The organism is Blastococcus sp. SYSU DS0510 (assembly GCF_054050835.1).
Map to the genome: position 1 here is coordinate 138,598 of NZ_JBJHAC010000009.1, position 13,511 is coordinate 152,108.

14 protein-coding genes are annotated in these 13,511 nt (G+C 73.0%); 10 read left to right on the top strand and 4 right to left on the bottom strand.

Annotation, left to right across the window (positions count from 1 at the left end):
* Position 1: 1 nt before the first annotated feature.
* The 5 genes from ACI79P_RS09715 to ACI79P_RS09735 all read left to right on the top strand — a co-directional run bounded on the left by ACI79P_RS09715 (position 2) and on the right by ACI79P_RS09735 (position 4,117).
* Positions 2-541 (top strand): dihydrofolate reductase family protein, encoded by a 540-nt coding sequence (locus ACI79P_RS09715; protein WP_456580834.1) that lies wholly within the window; start codon positions 2-4, stop codon positions 539-541.
* Positions 542-612: 71 nt separating this feature from the next.
* Positions 613-843, top strand: a complete 231-nt coding sequence (locus tag ACI79P_RS09720) for a hypothetical protein (protein WP_456580835.1) — start codon at positions 613-615, stop codon at positions 841-843.
* A gap of 415 nt (positions 844-1,258) precedes the next feature.
* Positions 1,259-2,443, top strand: coding sequence for an NAD(P)/FAD-dependent oxidoreductase (locus tag ACI79P_RS09725; protein ID WP_456580836.1), 1,185 nt, complete (start codon positions 1,259-1,261; stop codon positions 2,441-2,443).
* A gap of 115 nt (positions 2,444-2,558) precedes the next feature.
* Positions 2,559-2,966 (top strand): YciI family protein, encoded by a 408-nt coding sequence (locus tag ACI79P_RS09730; protein ID WP_456580837.1) that lies wholly within the window; start codon positions 2,559-2,561, stop codon positions 2,964-2,966.
* Positions 2,963-4,117 (top strand): RNA polymerase sigma factor, encoded by a 1,155-nt coding sequence (locus ACI79P_RS09735; RefSeq protein WP_456580838.1) that lies wholly within the window; start codon positions 2,963-2,965, stop codon positions 4,115-4,117. The genes ACI79P_RS09730 and ACI79P_RS09735 overlap by 4 nt, the downstream gene beginning before the upstream one ends.
* Positions 4,118-4,121: 4 nt before the next feature.
* On the opposite strand, the gene ACI79P_RS09740 is transcribed toward ACI79P_RS09735, so the two are convergent.
* A complete protein-coding gene (locus ACI79P_RS09740; RefSeq protein ID WP_456580839.1) occupies positions 4,122-4,319 on the bottom strand; it encodes a hypothetical protein in 198 nt (65 codons plus the stop codon).
* A gap of 367 nt (positions 4,320-4,686) precedes the next feature.
* On the opposite strand from ACI79P_RS09740, the gene ACI79P_RS09745 reads away from it, so the two are divergent.
* Positions 4,687-5,748 (top strand): hypothetical protein, encoded by a 1,062-nt coding sequence (locus tag ACI79P_RS09745; RefSeq protein ID WP_456580840.1) that lies wholly within the window; start codon positions 4,687-4,689, stop codon positions 5,746-5,748.
* A gap of 147 nt (positions 5,749-5,895) precedes the next feature.
* On the opposite strand, the gene ychF is transcribed toward ACI79P_RS09745, so the two are convergent.
* Both ychF and ACI79P_RS09755 read right to left on the bottom strand, forming a co-directional pair.
* Positions 5,896-6,969, bottom strand: a complete 1,074-nt coding sequence (gene ychF, locus ACI79P_RS09750; protein WP_456580841.1) for a redox-regulated ATPase YchF — start codon at positions 6,967-6,969, stop codon at positions 5,896-5,898.
* Between the two features lie 58 nt (positions 6,970-7,027).
* Positions 7,028-7,528: a hypothetical protein gene (locus ACI79P_RS09755; protein ID WP_456580842.1), complete on the bottom strand. Its 501-nt coding sequence runs from the start codon at positions 7,526-7,528 to the stop codon at positions 7,028-7,030.
* Between the two features lie 127 nt (positions 7,529-7,655).
* Between ACI79P_RS09755 and ACI79P_RS09760 the strand changes: the two genes are divergently transcribed.
* The 4 genes from ACI79P_RS09760 to ACI79P_RS09775 all read left to right on the top strand — a co-directional run bounded on the left by ACI79P_RS09760 (position 7,656) and on the right by ACI79P_RS09775 (position 12,533).
* Positions 7,656-9,950 (top strand): MMPL family transporter, encoded by a 2,295-nt coding sequence (locus ACI79P_RS09760; protein WP_456580843.1) that lies wholly within the window; start codon positions 7,656-7,658, stop codon positions 9,948-9,950.
* Positions 9,947-10,696, top strand: a complete 750-nt coding sequence (locus ACI79P_RS09765) for an LmeA family phospholipid-binding protein (RefSeq protein WP_456580844.1) — start codon at positions 9,947-9,949, stop codon at positions 10,694-10,696. Before ACI79P_RS09760 ends, ACI79P_RS09765 begins: the two co-directional genes overlap by 4 nt.
* A gap of 85 nt (positions 10,697-10,781) precedes the next feature.
* Positions 10,782-11,192: a hypothetical protein gene (locus ACI79P_RS09770; RefSeq protein ID WP_456580845.1), complete on the top strand. Its 411-nt coding sequence runs from the start codon at positions 10,782-10,784 to the stop codon at positions 11,190-11,192.
* Between the two features lie 78 nt (positions 11,193-11,270).
* Positions 11,271-12,533 carry a sensor domain-containing phosphodiesterase gene (locus ACI79P_RS09775; RefSeq protein WP_456580846.1) on the top strand — a complete coding sequence of 421 codons (1,263 nt, stop codon included), beginning with the start codon at positions 11,271-11,273 and terminating at the stop codon, positions 12,531-12,533.
* Positions 12,534-12,537: 4 nt separating this feature from the next.
* On the opposite strand, the gene ACI79P_RS09780 is transcribed toward ACI79P_RS09775, so the two are convergent.
* A partial coding sequence (locus ACI79P_RS09780) for a DUF222 domain-containing protein (protein WP_456580847.1) occupies positions 12,538-13,511 on the bottom strand: 974 nt, incomplete at its 5' end.

Sequence of the window (13,511 nt, forward strand, 5' to 3'; positions counted from 1 at the left end):
CGTGGGACGCATCGCCGCTGCTCTGTTCACCACCGTCGACGGCTCGGCCGAGCGCCCCGACCTGTGGCACGGCCCCTACTTCGACGACGCGATGGGGCAGGCGATGGATCGGCACCTGGCCCGCTGCGAGGCCTACCTCATGGGCCGCGTGCTGCACGACCAGTGGGCGCAGTACTGGCCGGGCAACGACAGCGACGAGTTCGCCGAGTTCATCAACCCCGTCCAGAAGTACGTGCTGTCGACGACGCTGGAGGGCTCCGACTGGGCCGGGACGACGGTGCTGCGGAGCCTGGACGACGTGCGGGCGCTCAAGGACCGCACCGACGGCACCATCGGCATGTCGGGGAGCCTCACCACCGTGCGGTCGCTGCTGGCCGCCGGCCTGCTCGACGAGCTGGTGCTGCTGGTCGACCCGGTGGTCGTCTCGGGCGAGCGGCGCTGGACCGACGAGCTGGGCCGCACGCCGCTGGAGCTGGTGTCCTCCGAGGCGCTGCCGACCGGGGTGCTGCACGTGGTCTACCGGCCGGCCGCGGAGGGCTGAGACGCCGCGTCGCCGTCCGGTGTTCGGGAGGGCGTCACGCGCCGGACATCTCCGGTGCCCACCCTGGCGCCATGACGGCGAGCCTCTTCGTGATCGGCATCCGGGTCGGGTGGATCGGGCGTGACGTCGACGCGGCCGGTCGCGGGGGTGCCGGCGACGTCGTCCACGCCGTCGCCAAGCCCGTGGTCGACGGGCTGGAGGCGTCGCTCTGCGGTCAACTGGTGCGCGCGACCGCCGCGCAGGACTGGCCGGCGCAGCACGAGGGCGCCCGCTGCGAGGAGTGCGCCCGTCTCGCCGGCTGACCCGCCGGCATCCCCGGCGGCTGTCCGGGCACCGGCGGCCCACCGGTCCACGCGGCTCGCCGCGGCCGCCCGCGGTCCGGCGCGCTCCTGAGGCCACCGCGCCGCGCGCCGCTCCCCGACCTCCGCCGCGTGCTCGCGTTCTGGGCGGCGTCCTCCAGCCTGATGCCCGGGCTGACCCCGCCCACCCGGTGGCTCAGCGCCACGGCGTCACCGTGGCAGCCGGCGGGTCGGGATCCGCGCGGCCTGGTGGGGCGGCTTCGCGCTGATCGCGACCAGTGCGAGCCTCGCCGCCCCTCTGTGACGGGCGATCGACCGGGCGCCCGCGGTGCGGAACCCGCTCGAAGTGGGCAGGCTCGCCCCCGTGGCCGAGCTGCGGCGGTGACCGGGAGTCCGCGGCGTGAGGGCGGGAGCGGACGTGGAGCACATCGAGGTACTCATCGTGGGCGGCGGCAACGCCGGCATCTCGCTGGCGGCGCGGTTGCTCCGCGACGGGGTGGAGGACGTCACCGTGGTGGCGCCGTCCCCGGTGCACCGCTACAAGCCCCTGCTGAACTACGTCGCTGCCGGCGAGGCGGAGATGGCCGACCTCGAGCGCCCGATGGCCGACGTCGTGCCCGACGGGTGCACCTGGATCCGCGACGCCGTCGACGCCGTGGACCCCGCCGCCATGTCGGTGCGCACCCGGGGTGGGCGGACCCTGCACTGCTCGACCCTCGTGCTCTGCCCCGGCCTCGTGGAGGACTGGGACGCGACCCCGGGTCTGCAGCAGGCGTACGGCGAGGGGTGGGCCGCGTCGTCCTACGTGCCCGGCAGCACGCCGCTGGTCTGGCCGGGCATCCGGTCGGTGCGGTCGGGGTCGGTGGTCTTCACCGTGCCGCCGGAGCCGGCGTCGTGCGGGCCGACCGCGCTCAAGCCGCTGCTGATGGCGTGCGACCACTGGCGGCGCGCCGGGGTGCTCGACGACCTGCAGGTCCGCCTCGTGCTGCCGGCGGCGAGCGGGACGGGTGTCCCCGAGGCGGACCGGCACCTGGAGGAGGCGTTCGCCGGCTACGGCGTGGAGGTGCTGCGGGAGTCCCGGATCGAGCGGGTGGACGGCGACCTGCACTCGGTGACGGTCACCTCCCCCGGCGGCCGGCGGGTGCTGGAGGACGTCGCCTTCGCGCACGCCGTCCCGCACTACCGGGCACCGCGCTGGATCGCCGACGCCGGCCTCGCCGTCGACCCCTCCCCCGGCCTGGTCGACGTCGACCCGGAGACGATGCGGCACCGCTTCCACGACTCGATCTGGGGTCTCGGCGACGCCGCCGACCTCGCCACCCGCCCGTCGGGGGGCGCGCTGCGCAAGCAGGTGAAGGTGCTGAGCAGCAACCTGTCGGCCGTCGCGGACGGCAAGCCGATGCAGCGGTACGACGGCTACACGGTCATGCCGATCACCGTGAGCCGCCGGAAGCTGATGCTCAACGAGGTCGACCGCGACAACCGGTCGCAGCCGTCGGTGCCCTTCCTCGACCCGTTCGTGCCGCGCCGCTGGCAGTGGCTCTTCGACCGCTACGGGCTGCCGCAGGTCTACTGGCACCAGATCCTCCGCGGCCGGGTCTGACCACGTCCTGAAGTTTTCTCCACAGGTCCCGGGAGCCGTGTCGAGAAGACGCGGGCGGTTCCGTCCCAGGGGTGCGAACGGCCACGATGGGCCGTACCTCACCAGGGAGAACACCATGGCCAAGTACCTGCTGCTCAAGCACTACCGCGGCGCGCCGGCGGCGGTGAACGACGTCCCGATGGAGAAGTGGACGCCGGAGGAGATCTCGGCGCACATGCAGTACATGCAGGACTTCGCGACGCGGCTGGAGGGCACCGGCGAGTTCGTCGACGGGCAGGCGCTCGCGCCCGAGGGCACGTGGGTCCGCTCGGACGGCGAGGGGCGGCCGCCGGTCACCGACGGCCCGTTCGCGGAGACGAAGGACCTGATCGCCGGCTGGATGGTGATCGACGTCGACAGCCACGAACGGGCGGTGGAGCTGGCCGGCGAGCTGTCCGCGGCCCCCGGCGCTGGTGGTGAGCCGATCCACGAGTGGCTGGAGCTGCGCCCGTTCCTGACGGCGCCGCCCACCATCACGGAGTGACCGCACCGGTGGACGAGACCCTCCTCCGGGCGATCGTCCCCACCGTGATCGGGACCCTCGGCCGCCGCGGAGCAGACTTCGCGGCGGCCGAGGACGCCGTCCAGGAGGCCCTCGTCGAGGCCGTGCGGGTGTGGCCGGACGACCCGCCGCGCGACCCGCAGGGCTGGCTGGTCACGGTGGCCTGGCGCAAGTTCCTCGACGCCACGCGGGCCGAGACCGCCAGGCGGCGGCGCGAGGAGCGGGTGGACGCGGAGCCGGAGCCCGGCGCGGCGGAGGCCCGGGACGACTCGCTGCGGCTCTACTTCCTGTGCGCCCACCCGTCGCTGACCCCGGCGTCCGCGGTCGCGCTGACCCTGCGCGCCGTCGGCGGGCTGACCACGCGGCAGATCGCCCAGGCCTACCTCGTGCCCGAGGCGACCATGGCGCAGCGGATCAGCCGGGCCAAGCGGACGGTGTCGGGGGTCCGCTTCGACCGCCCCGGCGACATCGCCACCGTGCTCCGGGTGCTCTACCTGGTCTTCAACGAGGGCTACTCGGGCGACGTCGACCTCGCCGCGGAGGCGATCCGCCTCACCCGGCAGCTGGCGGCCGTCAGCGAGCACCCGGAGGTGTCGGGGTTGCTCGCCCTCATGCTGCTGCACCACGCGCGGCGCCCGGCACGGACCCGACCCGACGGCGGCCTCGTGCCGCTGGCCGAGCAGGACCGCGCCGCCTGGGACACCCGGCTGATCGCCGAGGGGGTCGACGTGCTCCAGGCGGCGCTGGCACGCGACCGGCTAGGCGAGTTCCAGGCGCAGGCCGCGATCGCGGCGCTGCACGCCGACGCGCGCAGCACCGAGGAGACCGACTGGGTGCAGATCGTCGAGTGGTACGACGAGCTGGTGCGGCTGACCGGCAGCCCGATCGCCCGCCTCAACCGGGCCGTCGCGGTCGGGGAGGCCGACGGCGCGCGGGCCGGGCTGACCGCGCTGGCCGACCTCGACCCCTCGCTCCCCCGTTACACCGCCGTCGCCGCGTACCTGCACGAGAAGGACGGCGACCTCGTCACCGCGGCGCGGCTCTACGCCGAGGCCGCCCGGTCGGCCCCGGACCTGCGGGAGCGCGACCACCTCACGCGGCAGGCGGCCCGGCTCAACGCGCTCCTCGGCTGAGCGCCTAGCGCTGCTGCCGCCGGGCGATGAGGACGAGGCCACCCACCAGGATCACGAGCGGCGCCCAGCCCGGCAGGCCGAAGGGCCCGACGATCAGCTGGATCACGAAGATCGCCAGCTGGAAGGCGACGATGAATCCCACCAGGAGCAGGATGCCGAAGAGCAGCGGCCGCTCCGCCTGCAGCTGTCGCAGGTAGTCCATCAGGTCTCCTCGGTCGTGGGTTCCAGCTGCCGCCCCGGCATGGCCGGCCGGAGGAGACATCGTCACCAGAACGCCGGTGCTGTAGCGACTGTTCCGCCCGACCCCGCCGTCCGGGTGCGAGGTAGGACGTCGCAGCGGCAGTCCACCACGTCGCCGTCGGCCATGACCGTGCACGAGGGTCATCGGCGGGCCGGATCGACACCCTCACCGGCCGACCTTCCTCGGACAGGAGACGTGGAGACAGCAGGCGACCTCCGCTTGCCGCTCCGGCGCTGCCGGTACTAGAACGTGCGCCATGCGGGGTGGCACGTGGTGGAGGGCCTACAGGCGCGAATACCACCGCACATGGAGGGGGCGTCTCGGCTGCATGCTGCTGCTGTTGCCGGTCCTGTGGCTGTCGATCCTCCTGGTGCGCGTTCCTGCGGGAAGTGCACTGACCGTGCCCGCTCTGTTCCTGGACCGCGTGATCGTGGTGAGCACCGTGGTGGTGCTGCCGGCCACAGTCCTCCTGCTGCTGGTACTCCCGCTGCCGGGCGCGCGTGCAGCGGCTGTCGTCGGCGGGGCCGTGTCCGCCATCGTCGGGCTGCCGACCCTGCTGGCGGCGATCGACGCACCTCGAGAGCCCCTGCCGACCGCGCTCGCAGTCGCATCGGTCATCTGCGGTGCAGCACTCGTGTCGATCCTGCTGTTCAGATCCCTCAAGGGCCGACGATGGCGTCTGTCGCTCGTGGCTCCACTGGCTCTGCTGCCCGCTCTGCTGCCGGCTGTCCAGTTCTGGCAGGCGACCTCCTACACGCCTTCTCAGCTGATCACGTCGGTGACGCCCGAAGTCCGCGTCGTGGTGCAGAGGCTCGACCCCGAGGAGCGTCTCGGAACCGTCGAGGTCACTCTCGACAACAGTGGGGATGTCCGAGCGTCTCTGTTCACGTCGCAAGTGGTCTTCTGCTTCTCCGCGGAGAACGACTGGAGGAAGTTCCACGAGCTCACCATGGCGCAACTACGCGCTGACGAGGACTGCGCCTACGCCCAGGTGGTCAGCCGAAACGCTGACCTGGACGCACAGACGACGCAGACCTATTCCATACCGTGGCGAGCTCCGGCCTCCAAGTCGTTCGCCATCGTGTGGATGATCTCCGAATACGTGCGGGAGGACCGGATGCGCTTGGTCGAGGAGGCGCTCGAGCGGGACAGTGCGCCGGGATGCCTCGGGAACGTGACCGTTTTCCGGCTACAACCCGACACGCGGTTCAAGGGCGTCGTCCAGCCCACGCGACTCCTGACCTTCGACCGCGAGGAGTTCTATCTCAGCTACGAAGGGGCTCCTCTGTGCGGGACGGAGACGAACCAGGAACTGCGCACGGAACTGGGTGTTCGGAGGATCTCCGTCTACAGGGGTGACTGGCTCACCGATCCTCCCGGGCAGGACTGACGGGACGAACACCGTGGTCGGCCCGGTCCGGGCATGCCGCTGGACCTCGGACACGAGGAGGCCGGTGGAGGGCGACCGAGGCTCTTCCACGCCTCGGCCCCGACCGCCGGCGTCGACGAGCGACTGAGCCGCGGTCATCGTGTCCCATCAGACGTTGAAGCGGAACTCCACGACGTCGCCGTCGGCCATGACGTAGTCCTTGCCCTCCATGCGCACCCAGCCCCTGGACTTGGCCTCGGCCATGGAGCCCGCCTCGACCAGCTGGTCGTAGCTGACGATCTCGGCCTTGATGAACCCGCGCTGGAAGTCGGTGTGGATGACGCCGGCGGCCTGGGGGGCGGTGGCGCCGACCGGGATCGTCCAGGCACGGGCCTCCTTCGGCCCGGCCGTCAGGTACGTCTGCAGCCCGAGGGTGCGGAACCCGACCTTGGCGAGCTGGTCGAGCCCGGGCTCGTTCTGCCCGATCGACTCCAGCAGCTCGGCCGCCTCCTCGGCGGGCAGCTCGATCAGCTCCGACTCGGTCTGCGCGTCGAGGAAGATCGCCTCGGCCGGGGCGACCAGCGCGCGCAGCTCGTCGAGCACCTCGGCGTTGCCCAGCTCGTCGGCGTCGACGTTGAAGACGTAGAGGAACGGCTTGGTCGTCAGCAGCGTCAGCTCGCGCAGCGGCTCGGGGTCGACCCCGGCGGAGAAGAGCGTCTTGCCGCTGTCCAGCACCTCCTGCGCGGCGACGGCGGCGTCGTGCAGGGCCTTGCGGTCCTTGTCCTTGCGCGACTCCTTCTCGAGCCGCGGGATCGCCTTCTCCAGCGTCTGCATGTCGGCCAGCACGAGCTCGGTGTTGATCGTCTCGATGTCGTCGGCCGGGCTGACCTTGCCCTCGACGTGCACGACGTCGGGGTCGGTGAAGACGCGGATGACCTGGCAGATCGCGTCGCTCTCGCGGATGTTGGCGAGGAACTTGTTGCCCAGCCCCTGGCCCTCGCTGGCGCCGCGCACGATGCCGGCGATGTCGACGAACGAGACCGTCGCCGGGATGATCTTCTGCGAGCCGAAGATCTCCGCGAGCTTCTCCAGCCGCGGGTCGGGCACCCCCACCACGCCGACGTTCGGCTCGATCGTCGCGAACGGGTAGTTCGCCGCGAGGACGTCGTTCTTGGTCAGGGCGTTGAAGAGCGTCGACTTGCCGACGTTGGGCAGGCCGACGATCCCGATGGTGAGACTCACGGGGCACCAGCCTACGGCGCCCGGGACCCGGCCCCCTCCCCGCCGCGGGCGGCGCCGGTCAGTCGGTCGTGTCGGGGTTCTCGGGTGCGGCCGAGCCGGTCGGCGGGGCCACGCCCGTCGGCACGGCGGCGGACGGGCCGTCCGGGACGCCGGCGTCCACCTCGCAGGTGTCGATGCTGTTCTGCAGCTGTCGCTGCAGGGGCTGCAGCCGGCGGACGATCTCGTCGAGCCGGGCAGCGTTGAACTCGGCGATCGCCTCGCCCAGTTCGTCGACGAGCTGAGCGATGTCCTCGGCGGCGTTGACCGCCTGCAGGCAGTCGTCGTCCACCGTCAGCTGCCCCGTCGCCCCGCTCTCCTCGCCGAGATCGGCGCCCGGCAGGGCGGCGTCCGGGTTCGTCGGCACCGGGGCCGCCACGAGCACGCTGCCCTGGCTCAGCAAACCGGCGATGACCACTCCGACGACGAGACCGCCCAGGAAGGCGCCTGTCCGCCCCCACCACCGCAGCACTCGCCGCCACCCCTCCTGGGGCACCGGTGACCTCGTGCCGGTCTCGGCCATGGTCGAACCTCCGCTCGCCGGGCAGGCGCGTCCGCCCCCGGTTACCCTCCGCCTGCGGTGCCAACCGGGGATCGGCCAGGGGCGGAGGCCAGGTGCACGGTCGGATGACGTCTCCCCCACCGCCGGCATGACGACCGGCGGTCGGCAGCCCCCGCGCGCGGCGGGACCGTTCCGCCTGCTCGCGGCCGCCTACCGCGCCACCGTCGTCAAGGCCCGCTGGTTCGTCGTGCTGGCCTGGATCCTGATCACCGTGTGGGTCTCGATGTCCCTGCCCACGGCGAGCGGCGGTGGCGGCGGCATCGGCTCGCTGGTTCCCTCCGACAGCCCCGTCGTCCAGGCGCAGGAGCGCAGCCTGCAGCTGTTCCGGCTCCCCGTGCTGTCCGACACCTCGGTCGTGGTGCACGACCCGGGCGGCCTCAGCGTGCTGACCCGCGCCGACGTGGCGCTGTGGGCGCTGTCGTTCACCCAGAACTACCTGGACGGCACCGTGCCCGAGGGCCGCGGGAACATCGCCGCCGCCGTCCCCATCCCGACCGGCACCTCCGACACCGCCGTCACCTACCTCTACGTCACGCCGTTCACGTCCCTGGCGCAGACGGCCGCGCTCGCCCGCCAGTACGCCGCGCACTTCGAGAACCAGCCCGGCGTGCAGACCTACGTGACCGGCGTCGTCCCGGCACAGATCCAGCAGGTCTCCTACCTGCAGTCCCGGATCCACGTGTTCGAGGTCGCCACGCTCGTCCTCATCGCCGTCGTCGTGGGGCTGGTCTTCCGGTCGCTCGTCGCCCCCTTCGTGGTGCTCTTCACCGCCGGGCTCGGCTACCTGGTCGCCATCCGGAGCCTGGGGGTGCTGGCGGCGGGGTTCGGGTTCTCCCTGCCCGACCAGGTCCAGCCGCTGATCGCGGCCCTGCTCATCGGTGTGATCACCGACTACTGCGTGCTGTTCTTCTCCGGGCTGCGCCGCGAGCTCGACCGGGGCCTGCCACGCCTCGAGGCGGCCCGCGCCGCCGTCGCCGTCGAGGGCCCGATCATCGCCGTCGCCGGCATCACGGTCGCGGCGGGGACGGCCGCGCTGCTGGCCGCCGACTACGAGCTCTTCCGCGCCTTCGGTCCCGCGCTGTCGCTGACCGTGGTCATCGGGGTCCTCGTCTCGCTCACGCTCGTGCCGGCGATGCTCGCGATCCTCGGGCGGTGGCTCTTCCTGCCCGCCGCCGCGCGCCCCCGTCGGGAGCCCTCCACCCGGGGTGCCGGCCCGCTGGTCCGGATCGTCGTCAGCCGCCGCGGCGCGGCGGTCGCCGCCGCGCTGGGGACCGCCGTCCTCGTCGTGGCCGCGCTCCCCCTGACCTCGCTGCGCCTGGACCTGTCGTTCACCGGCGGGCTGCCCAGCGACGACCCCGTCAGCCGCGGCGCCGCCGTGCTCCAGGAGGCCGGCGTCCGGGGCGTCGTGGCGCCCACCGAGATCATCCTGGAGCGTCCGGGGATCGCCGAGGACCGCGCCGCGCTCGAATCGGTGCAGCGCGCGCTCACCGCCCAGCCGGGCGTGGCCACGGTGCTCGGGCCGGCCCAGAACCCGCTCCCGGACAACTACGGGGTCGTGTTCTCCCAGGACGGCGACGCCGCGCGATTCGTCGTCGTCCTGGACAGCGACCCGCTGGCCGCCGGTGCCATCGCCGACCTGCGGCGGCTGGAGGACCGGCTGGCGCCCCTGCTGGCCGACGCCGGCCTCGGGGACGCCGACGTGCTGGTCACCGGCCAGACCGCGATCGCCGCCGAGCTGGCCCAGATCACGCGGGACAACCTCCGGTACACGCTGCTGGCGGCCCTGGCCGTGGAACTGCTCGTGCTGGTCTTCTACCTGCGGGCGCTGGTGGCCCCCATCGCCCTGCTCTTCACCAGCGCCCTGAGCGTCGCCGCGGCCATGGGCCTGACCGTGCTGGTGTTCCAGGGGTGGCTCGACGACCCGGGGCTGACCTTCTACGTGCCGTTCGCCACCGCGGTCCTGCTGCTGGCGCTCGGCTCGGACTACAACGTCTTCGCGGTGGGCTCCATCTGGGAGGCCGCGAACCGGTTGCCGCTGAGCAAGGCGATCGCCTTCGCCATGCCGGCCACCGCGCGCGCGATCAGCGCCGCCGGCGTGATCCTCGCGACGACGTTCGCGATGGTGGCGATCATCCCCCTCGACACCTTCCGGCAGGTCGCCTTCACGATGAGCGTCGGCCTGCTGATCGACACCTTCCTCGTCCGCCCGGTGCTCACCCCCGCGCTGCTCACGCTCCTGGGTCGGTGGTCCAGCTGGCCCAGCCGCCGCATCCGGACCGAGGCGGTCTCCCGCGAGGAGCTGCGCGACACCGCCGAGTCCGCGGCCCGCTCCCCCACCGGCCGGCGGGTCGGCGAGCCGACCCTGGAGACCGCCGGGCGATGAGCACCGCGACGCAGAGGTGGACGGTGCGGCGGCCGCGCCGGTCGACGCTCCTCCTGGCCGCGAGCGTGGCCATCGGCGTCCTCCTCGTGCTGTGGGGGGCCGACCGGCTGGCCCGCTGGGCTGCGGAGGGGCTCCTGGCGCGCAACGTCCAGCTGACCACCGGCGTCCTGGCGCGGCCGGAGGTCGAGGTGCACGGCGCTTTCTTCCTGCCCCAGTTGATCGCCGGGCGGTACGAGCGCGTCGAGATCGTCGTCGAGGACCTGCGCGCCGGCCCGCTGCGCATCGAGCGCGTGCAGGCGGAGCTGTCCGGCGTCCACGTCCCGTTCCACGACCTGCTCACGCAGGACATCGACACCGTCTACCTCGAGCGGACCCGCGAGGTGGCGACGCTGACCTACGAGGACCTCAACACCTACCTGGAGGCCACCGGCCGCCCCGTGCGCCTCGACGGCGCACCCGACGGTGAGCTGCAGCTGACCGGGTCGGTCGAGGTGCTCGGGCGCCGGCTCTCCGCATCGGCGCGGGCGGTGATCGAGCCGGAGGGCGGGGACCTCGCCGTGCAGCCCACCCAGATCGACACCGCCACGTTCTTGGACGACGCGAGCAGGGCGCTGCTCCGGCAGCGGTTCACCGTCACCATCCCCATGGACCCGCTGCCGTTCGGGCAGGAGCTGACCGGCGTCGCGACCGGCGAGGCCCGCGTCACCGTCGAGGCCGGCGGATCCGGCGTCCTCGTGACTCCTTGATGTCGGTTTGGTGACCCATATCACAGTCCCGTGACGATCGGTCCGAGCGGGCGCGGCGCCGAAGTGGCCGACCTAGCCTCGGATCATGGCCACCTCATACACGCGCAGGCTCTCCCGCGGGGCACTCGCCGCGGGTGCCGTGCTGCTGTTCCCCCTCGCCGCATGCTCGGGCACCGAGCCGAACACCGGCACGTCCGTCCTCGAGGACACCGGCGCCGTCGCCTCGTCGGCGAGTTCGGCGGCGGGCGCCGTGGGCAATGCCGTCGACTGCTCCGGGACCTCGTGCTCCGTGACCCTCGGCGCGGACGCCGAGTCGGTCGACGTCCTCGGCACCACGGTGTCCTTCGGCGGGGTCCAGGACGGCGAGGCGACCTTCAGCGTGGGCGACCGGGAGGTCACCTGCACCGAGGGCCAGACCGTCGAAGCCGGACCCCTGTCGATGGAGTGCACCACGGTCTCCACCGACAGCGTGACCTTCACCGCCTCCCTCGGCTGACCTCCCCCGCGGGCGCCTCCCCCCCTTCCGGGTGAGGCGCCCGCTCCAGCAGCCGGCCGCACCGGCCGACGACGGGGTGTGGGCAAGAACCGCACGGACACCGAGCAGCAGATCGCCGACCTGCTACGGACGGCGAAGAAGTCGCTGCGGCTCTCCGTGGCGTTCCTGTCACGGCTGGACGGCACCACCCAGCACCTCGAGGTGGTCGAGTCGTCGGTGCCCTTCCTGTTCCAGGAGGGCGCCACCCAGGTGCAGGAGACGACGCTGTGCCAGGCGATCCTGGACCGCAGGCTCCCCGCGGTGATCCCCGACCTCAAGGACTTCCCCGAGGCGATGAAGCTGCCGGCCGCGCGCATGCCACGGATCCGCAGCTACGTCTCGGTGCCGGTGACGCTGTCCGACGGCACCCTCTACGGCACCTTCTGCGCTGCCGGGCTGACCTCCGACAAGGACCTCACCAAGCGCGACAAGGCGCTCATGGACGTCCTCGCGTCCGCCGCCTCGGTGATCATCGAGCCGCAGGTCAAGGAGGAGCACCGGCGCACGGAGATCGAGCGACGGCTCCACCCGCTGGTGGCCGCGGGTGGGCCGGTCGTCGCGCTGCAGCCGATCGTCGACCTCGCCATCGGGGCGCGGGTGGGCGCGGAGGCCCTGAGCCGTTTCCCCGGCGAGTGGCACAAGGCCCCCGACGTCGTGTTCGAGGAGGCGCACAGCATCGGCCTGGGTGACGAGCTGGAGCTCCTCGCCCTGCGCCGCGCCGCCGACCACCTGCACGGCAGCGAGGGCTACGTCGCGATGAACGTCTCCCCCGGCACGCTCCTGACGCCGGGGTGCGCCGCGCTCCTCGGGGAGCTGCCCCTGGACCGCATCCTGCTGGAGCTCTCCGAGCACGACCCGGTCGAGGACTACGACGCCCTCGCCGCGATGCTCGCCCCGTTCCGGGCGGCCGGCCTGCGCCTGGCGATCGACGACGTCGGCGCCGGGTTCTCCTCGCTCCGGCACATCGTCGTCACCTCGCCCGACGTCATCAAGATCGACCGCAGCATCGTCAGCGGGCTGGACGCCGACCCGGTGCGCACCGTGCTGGTGCGCTCGCTGGTCGACTTCGCCCGCGGGATGCAGGCCGGCGTCGTGGCGGAGGGCGTCGAGACGGCGGCGGAGGCGGACGTGCTGCGGTCGCTCGGGGTCGACTACGGCCAGGGCTGGCACTTCGGGCGCCCGGCCGTGCCCGAGCCGCAGCCAGCGGCCGGCGGACAGCCGGACGACGGCGAGCCGGCGCGGGCAGGAGGCGTTCCGCGACCCCGGTCGGAGCACCCGCGGGTGACCGCCGACCGCGTCTGACCGGTCAACCCGTCCGTGATCGTTCGGGTTCTGCGGTGATGCGGGGCAGGATCAGGATCTCGGTGCCGTCGGGCCGGTAGGTGCGCCATCGGCCGTCGGGTTGTCGTTCGACGCGGAAGCCGTGGTGCACCTTGGTGTGGTGCCGTTCGCAGAGCAGGGCTGAGTTCTCCAGCGAGGTGTCCCCGCCGTCGGCCCAGTGCACGACGTGGTGGACGTCGCACCAGTGGGTGGGGGCGTGGCAGCCGGTGAAGACGCAGTGCCCGTCGCGGGCCTCCACCGCGCGGCGCAGGTGCCGGGGGACGACGCGGTGGGCGCGGCCGACGTCGAGGGGCTGGCCTTCGGGGCCCAGCACGACGCGGGTGATACCGCCGTCGCAGGCCAGCCAGCGGGCCCGGGCCGCGGAGATCGTCGCCCCGAAGCCGAGGGTGGCCGCGCCGGGGCCGGTGGCCGGGTCGATGAGGTCCTCGAGGTCGACCCGGACCACCACCTGGGGTTTGTGGGTGCGCAGCACCGGCAGGGTGCCCGCGGCGAGGGCGTTGTCGGCGAGCTGGACCAGGGCGTCGCCCTGCTGCTGGGCGCGGGTCCGGGTGTCCCCGGCGGGCCGGTCGGCCTGCACGATGGATTCCACGGCGGCCTGCACCTTCTCCCCGCCCACGGCATCCAGTTCGCCGCGGAAGGAGACCGACCCGTCGGCGTGCTTGACGAAGGTGAGGGAGCGTCCCTCGGTGGGATCGGGTTCGAGCCCGTCAGGATCCAGCCGGGCCAGGTAGTGGGCCACGACCTGCCGCAGCTCGGCGTGCGGCCGGCTCGCGGCCACCTCGGCCAGCGCGGCATCGACCCCGGCGAGGTCCACGTCCTGGGCCGCGGCGGCGGCCAGGTTCCCCGGGGTGGCCACCGCGGCGATCACCACCACCGCCTCGGCGGTGATCGCCCCCGCGGCGAAGGCCGCGGCCACCGCCGGCAGCTCCGGCAGCGCCC

Excerpts from the sequence above, each read along its gene's own strand:
- ACI79P_RS09730 (WP_456580837.1), top strand. The coding sequence starts at position 2,559 with ATGGCCAAGTACCTGCTGCTCAAGCACTACCGCGGCGCGCCGGCGGCG.
- ACI79P_RS09745 (WP_456580840.1), top strand. The coding sequence starts at position 4,687 with ATGCTGCTGCTGTTGCCGGTCCTGTGGCTGTCGATCCTCCTGGTGCGC.
- ACI79P_RS09760 (WP_456580843.1), top strand. The coding sequence starts at position 7,656 with ATGACGACCGGCGGTCGGCAGCCCCCGCGCGCGGCGGGACCGTTCCGC.
- ACI79P_RS09765 (WP_456580844.1), top strand. The coding sequence starts at position 9,947 with ATGAGCACCGCGACGCAGAGGTGGACGGTGCGGCGGCCGCGCCGGTCG.
- ACI79P_RS09755 (WP_456580842.1), bottom strand. The coding sequence starts at position 7,528 with ATGGCCGAGACCGGCACGAGGTCACCGGTGCCCCAGGAGGGGTGGCGG.
- ACI79P_RS09740 (WP_456580839.1), bottom strand. The coding sequence starts at position 4,319 with ATGGACTACCTGCGACAGCTGCAGGCGGAGCGGCCGCTGCTCTTCGGC.
- ACI79P_RS09770 (WP_456580845.1), top strand. The coding sequence starts at position 10,782 with ATGGCCACCTCATACACGCGCAGGCTCTCCCGCGGGGCACTCGCCGCG.
- ACI79P_RS09720 (WP_456580835.1), top strand. The coding sequence starts at position 613 with ATGACGGCGAGCCTCTTCGTGATCGGCATCCGGGTCGGGTGGATCGGG.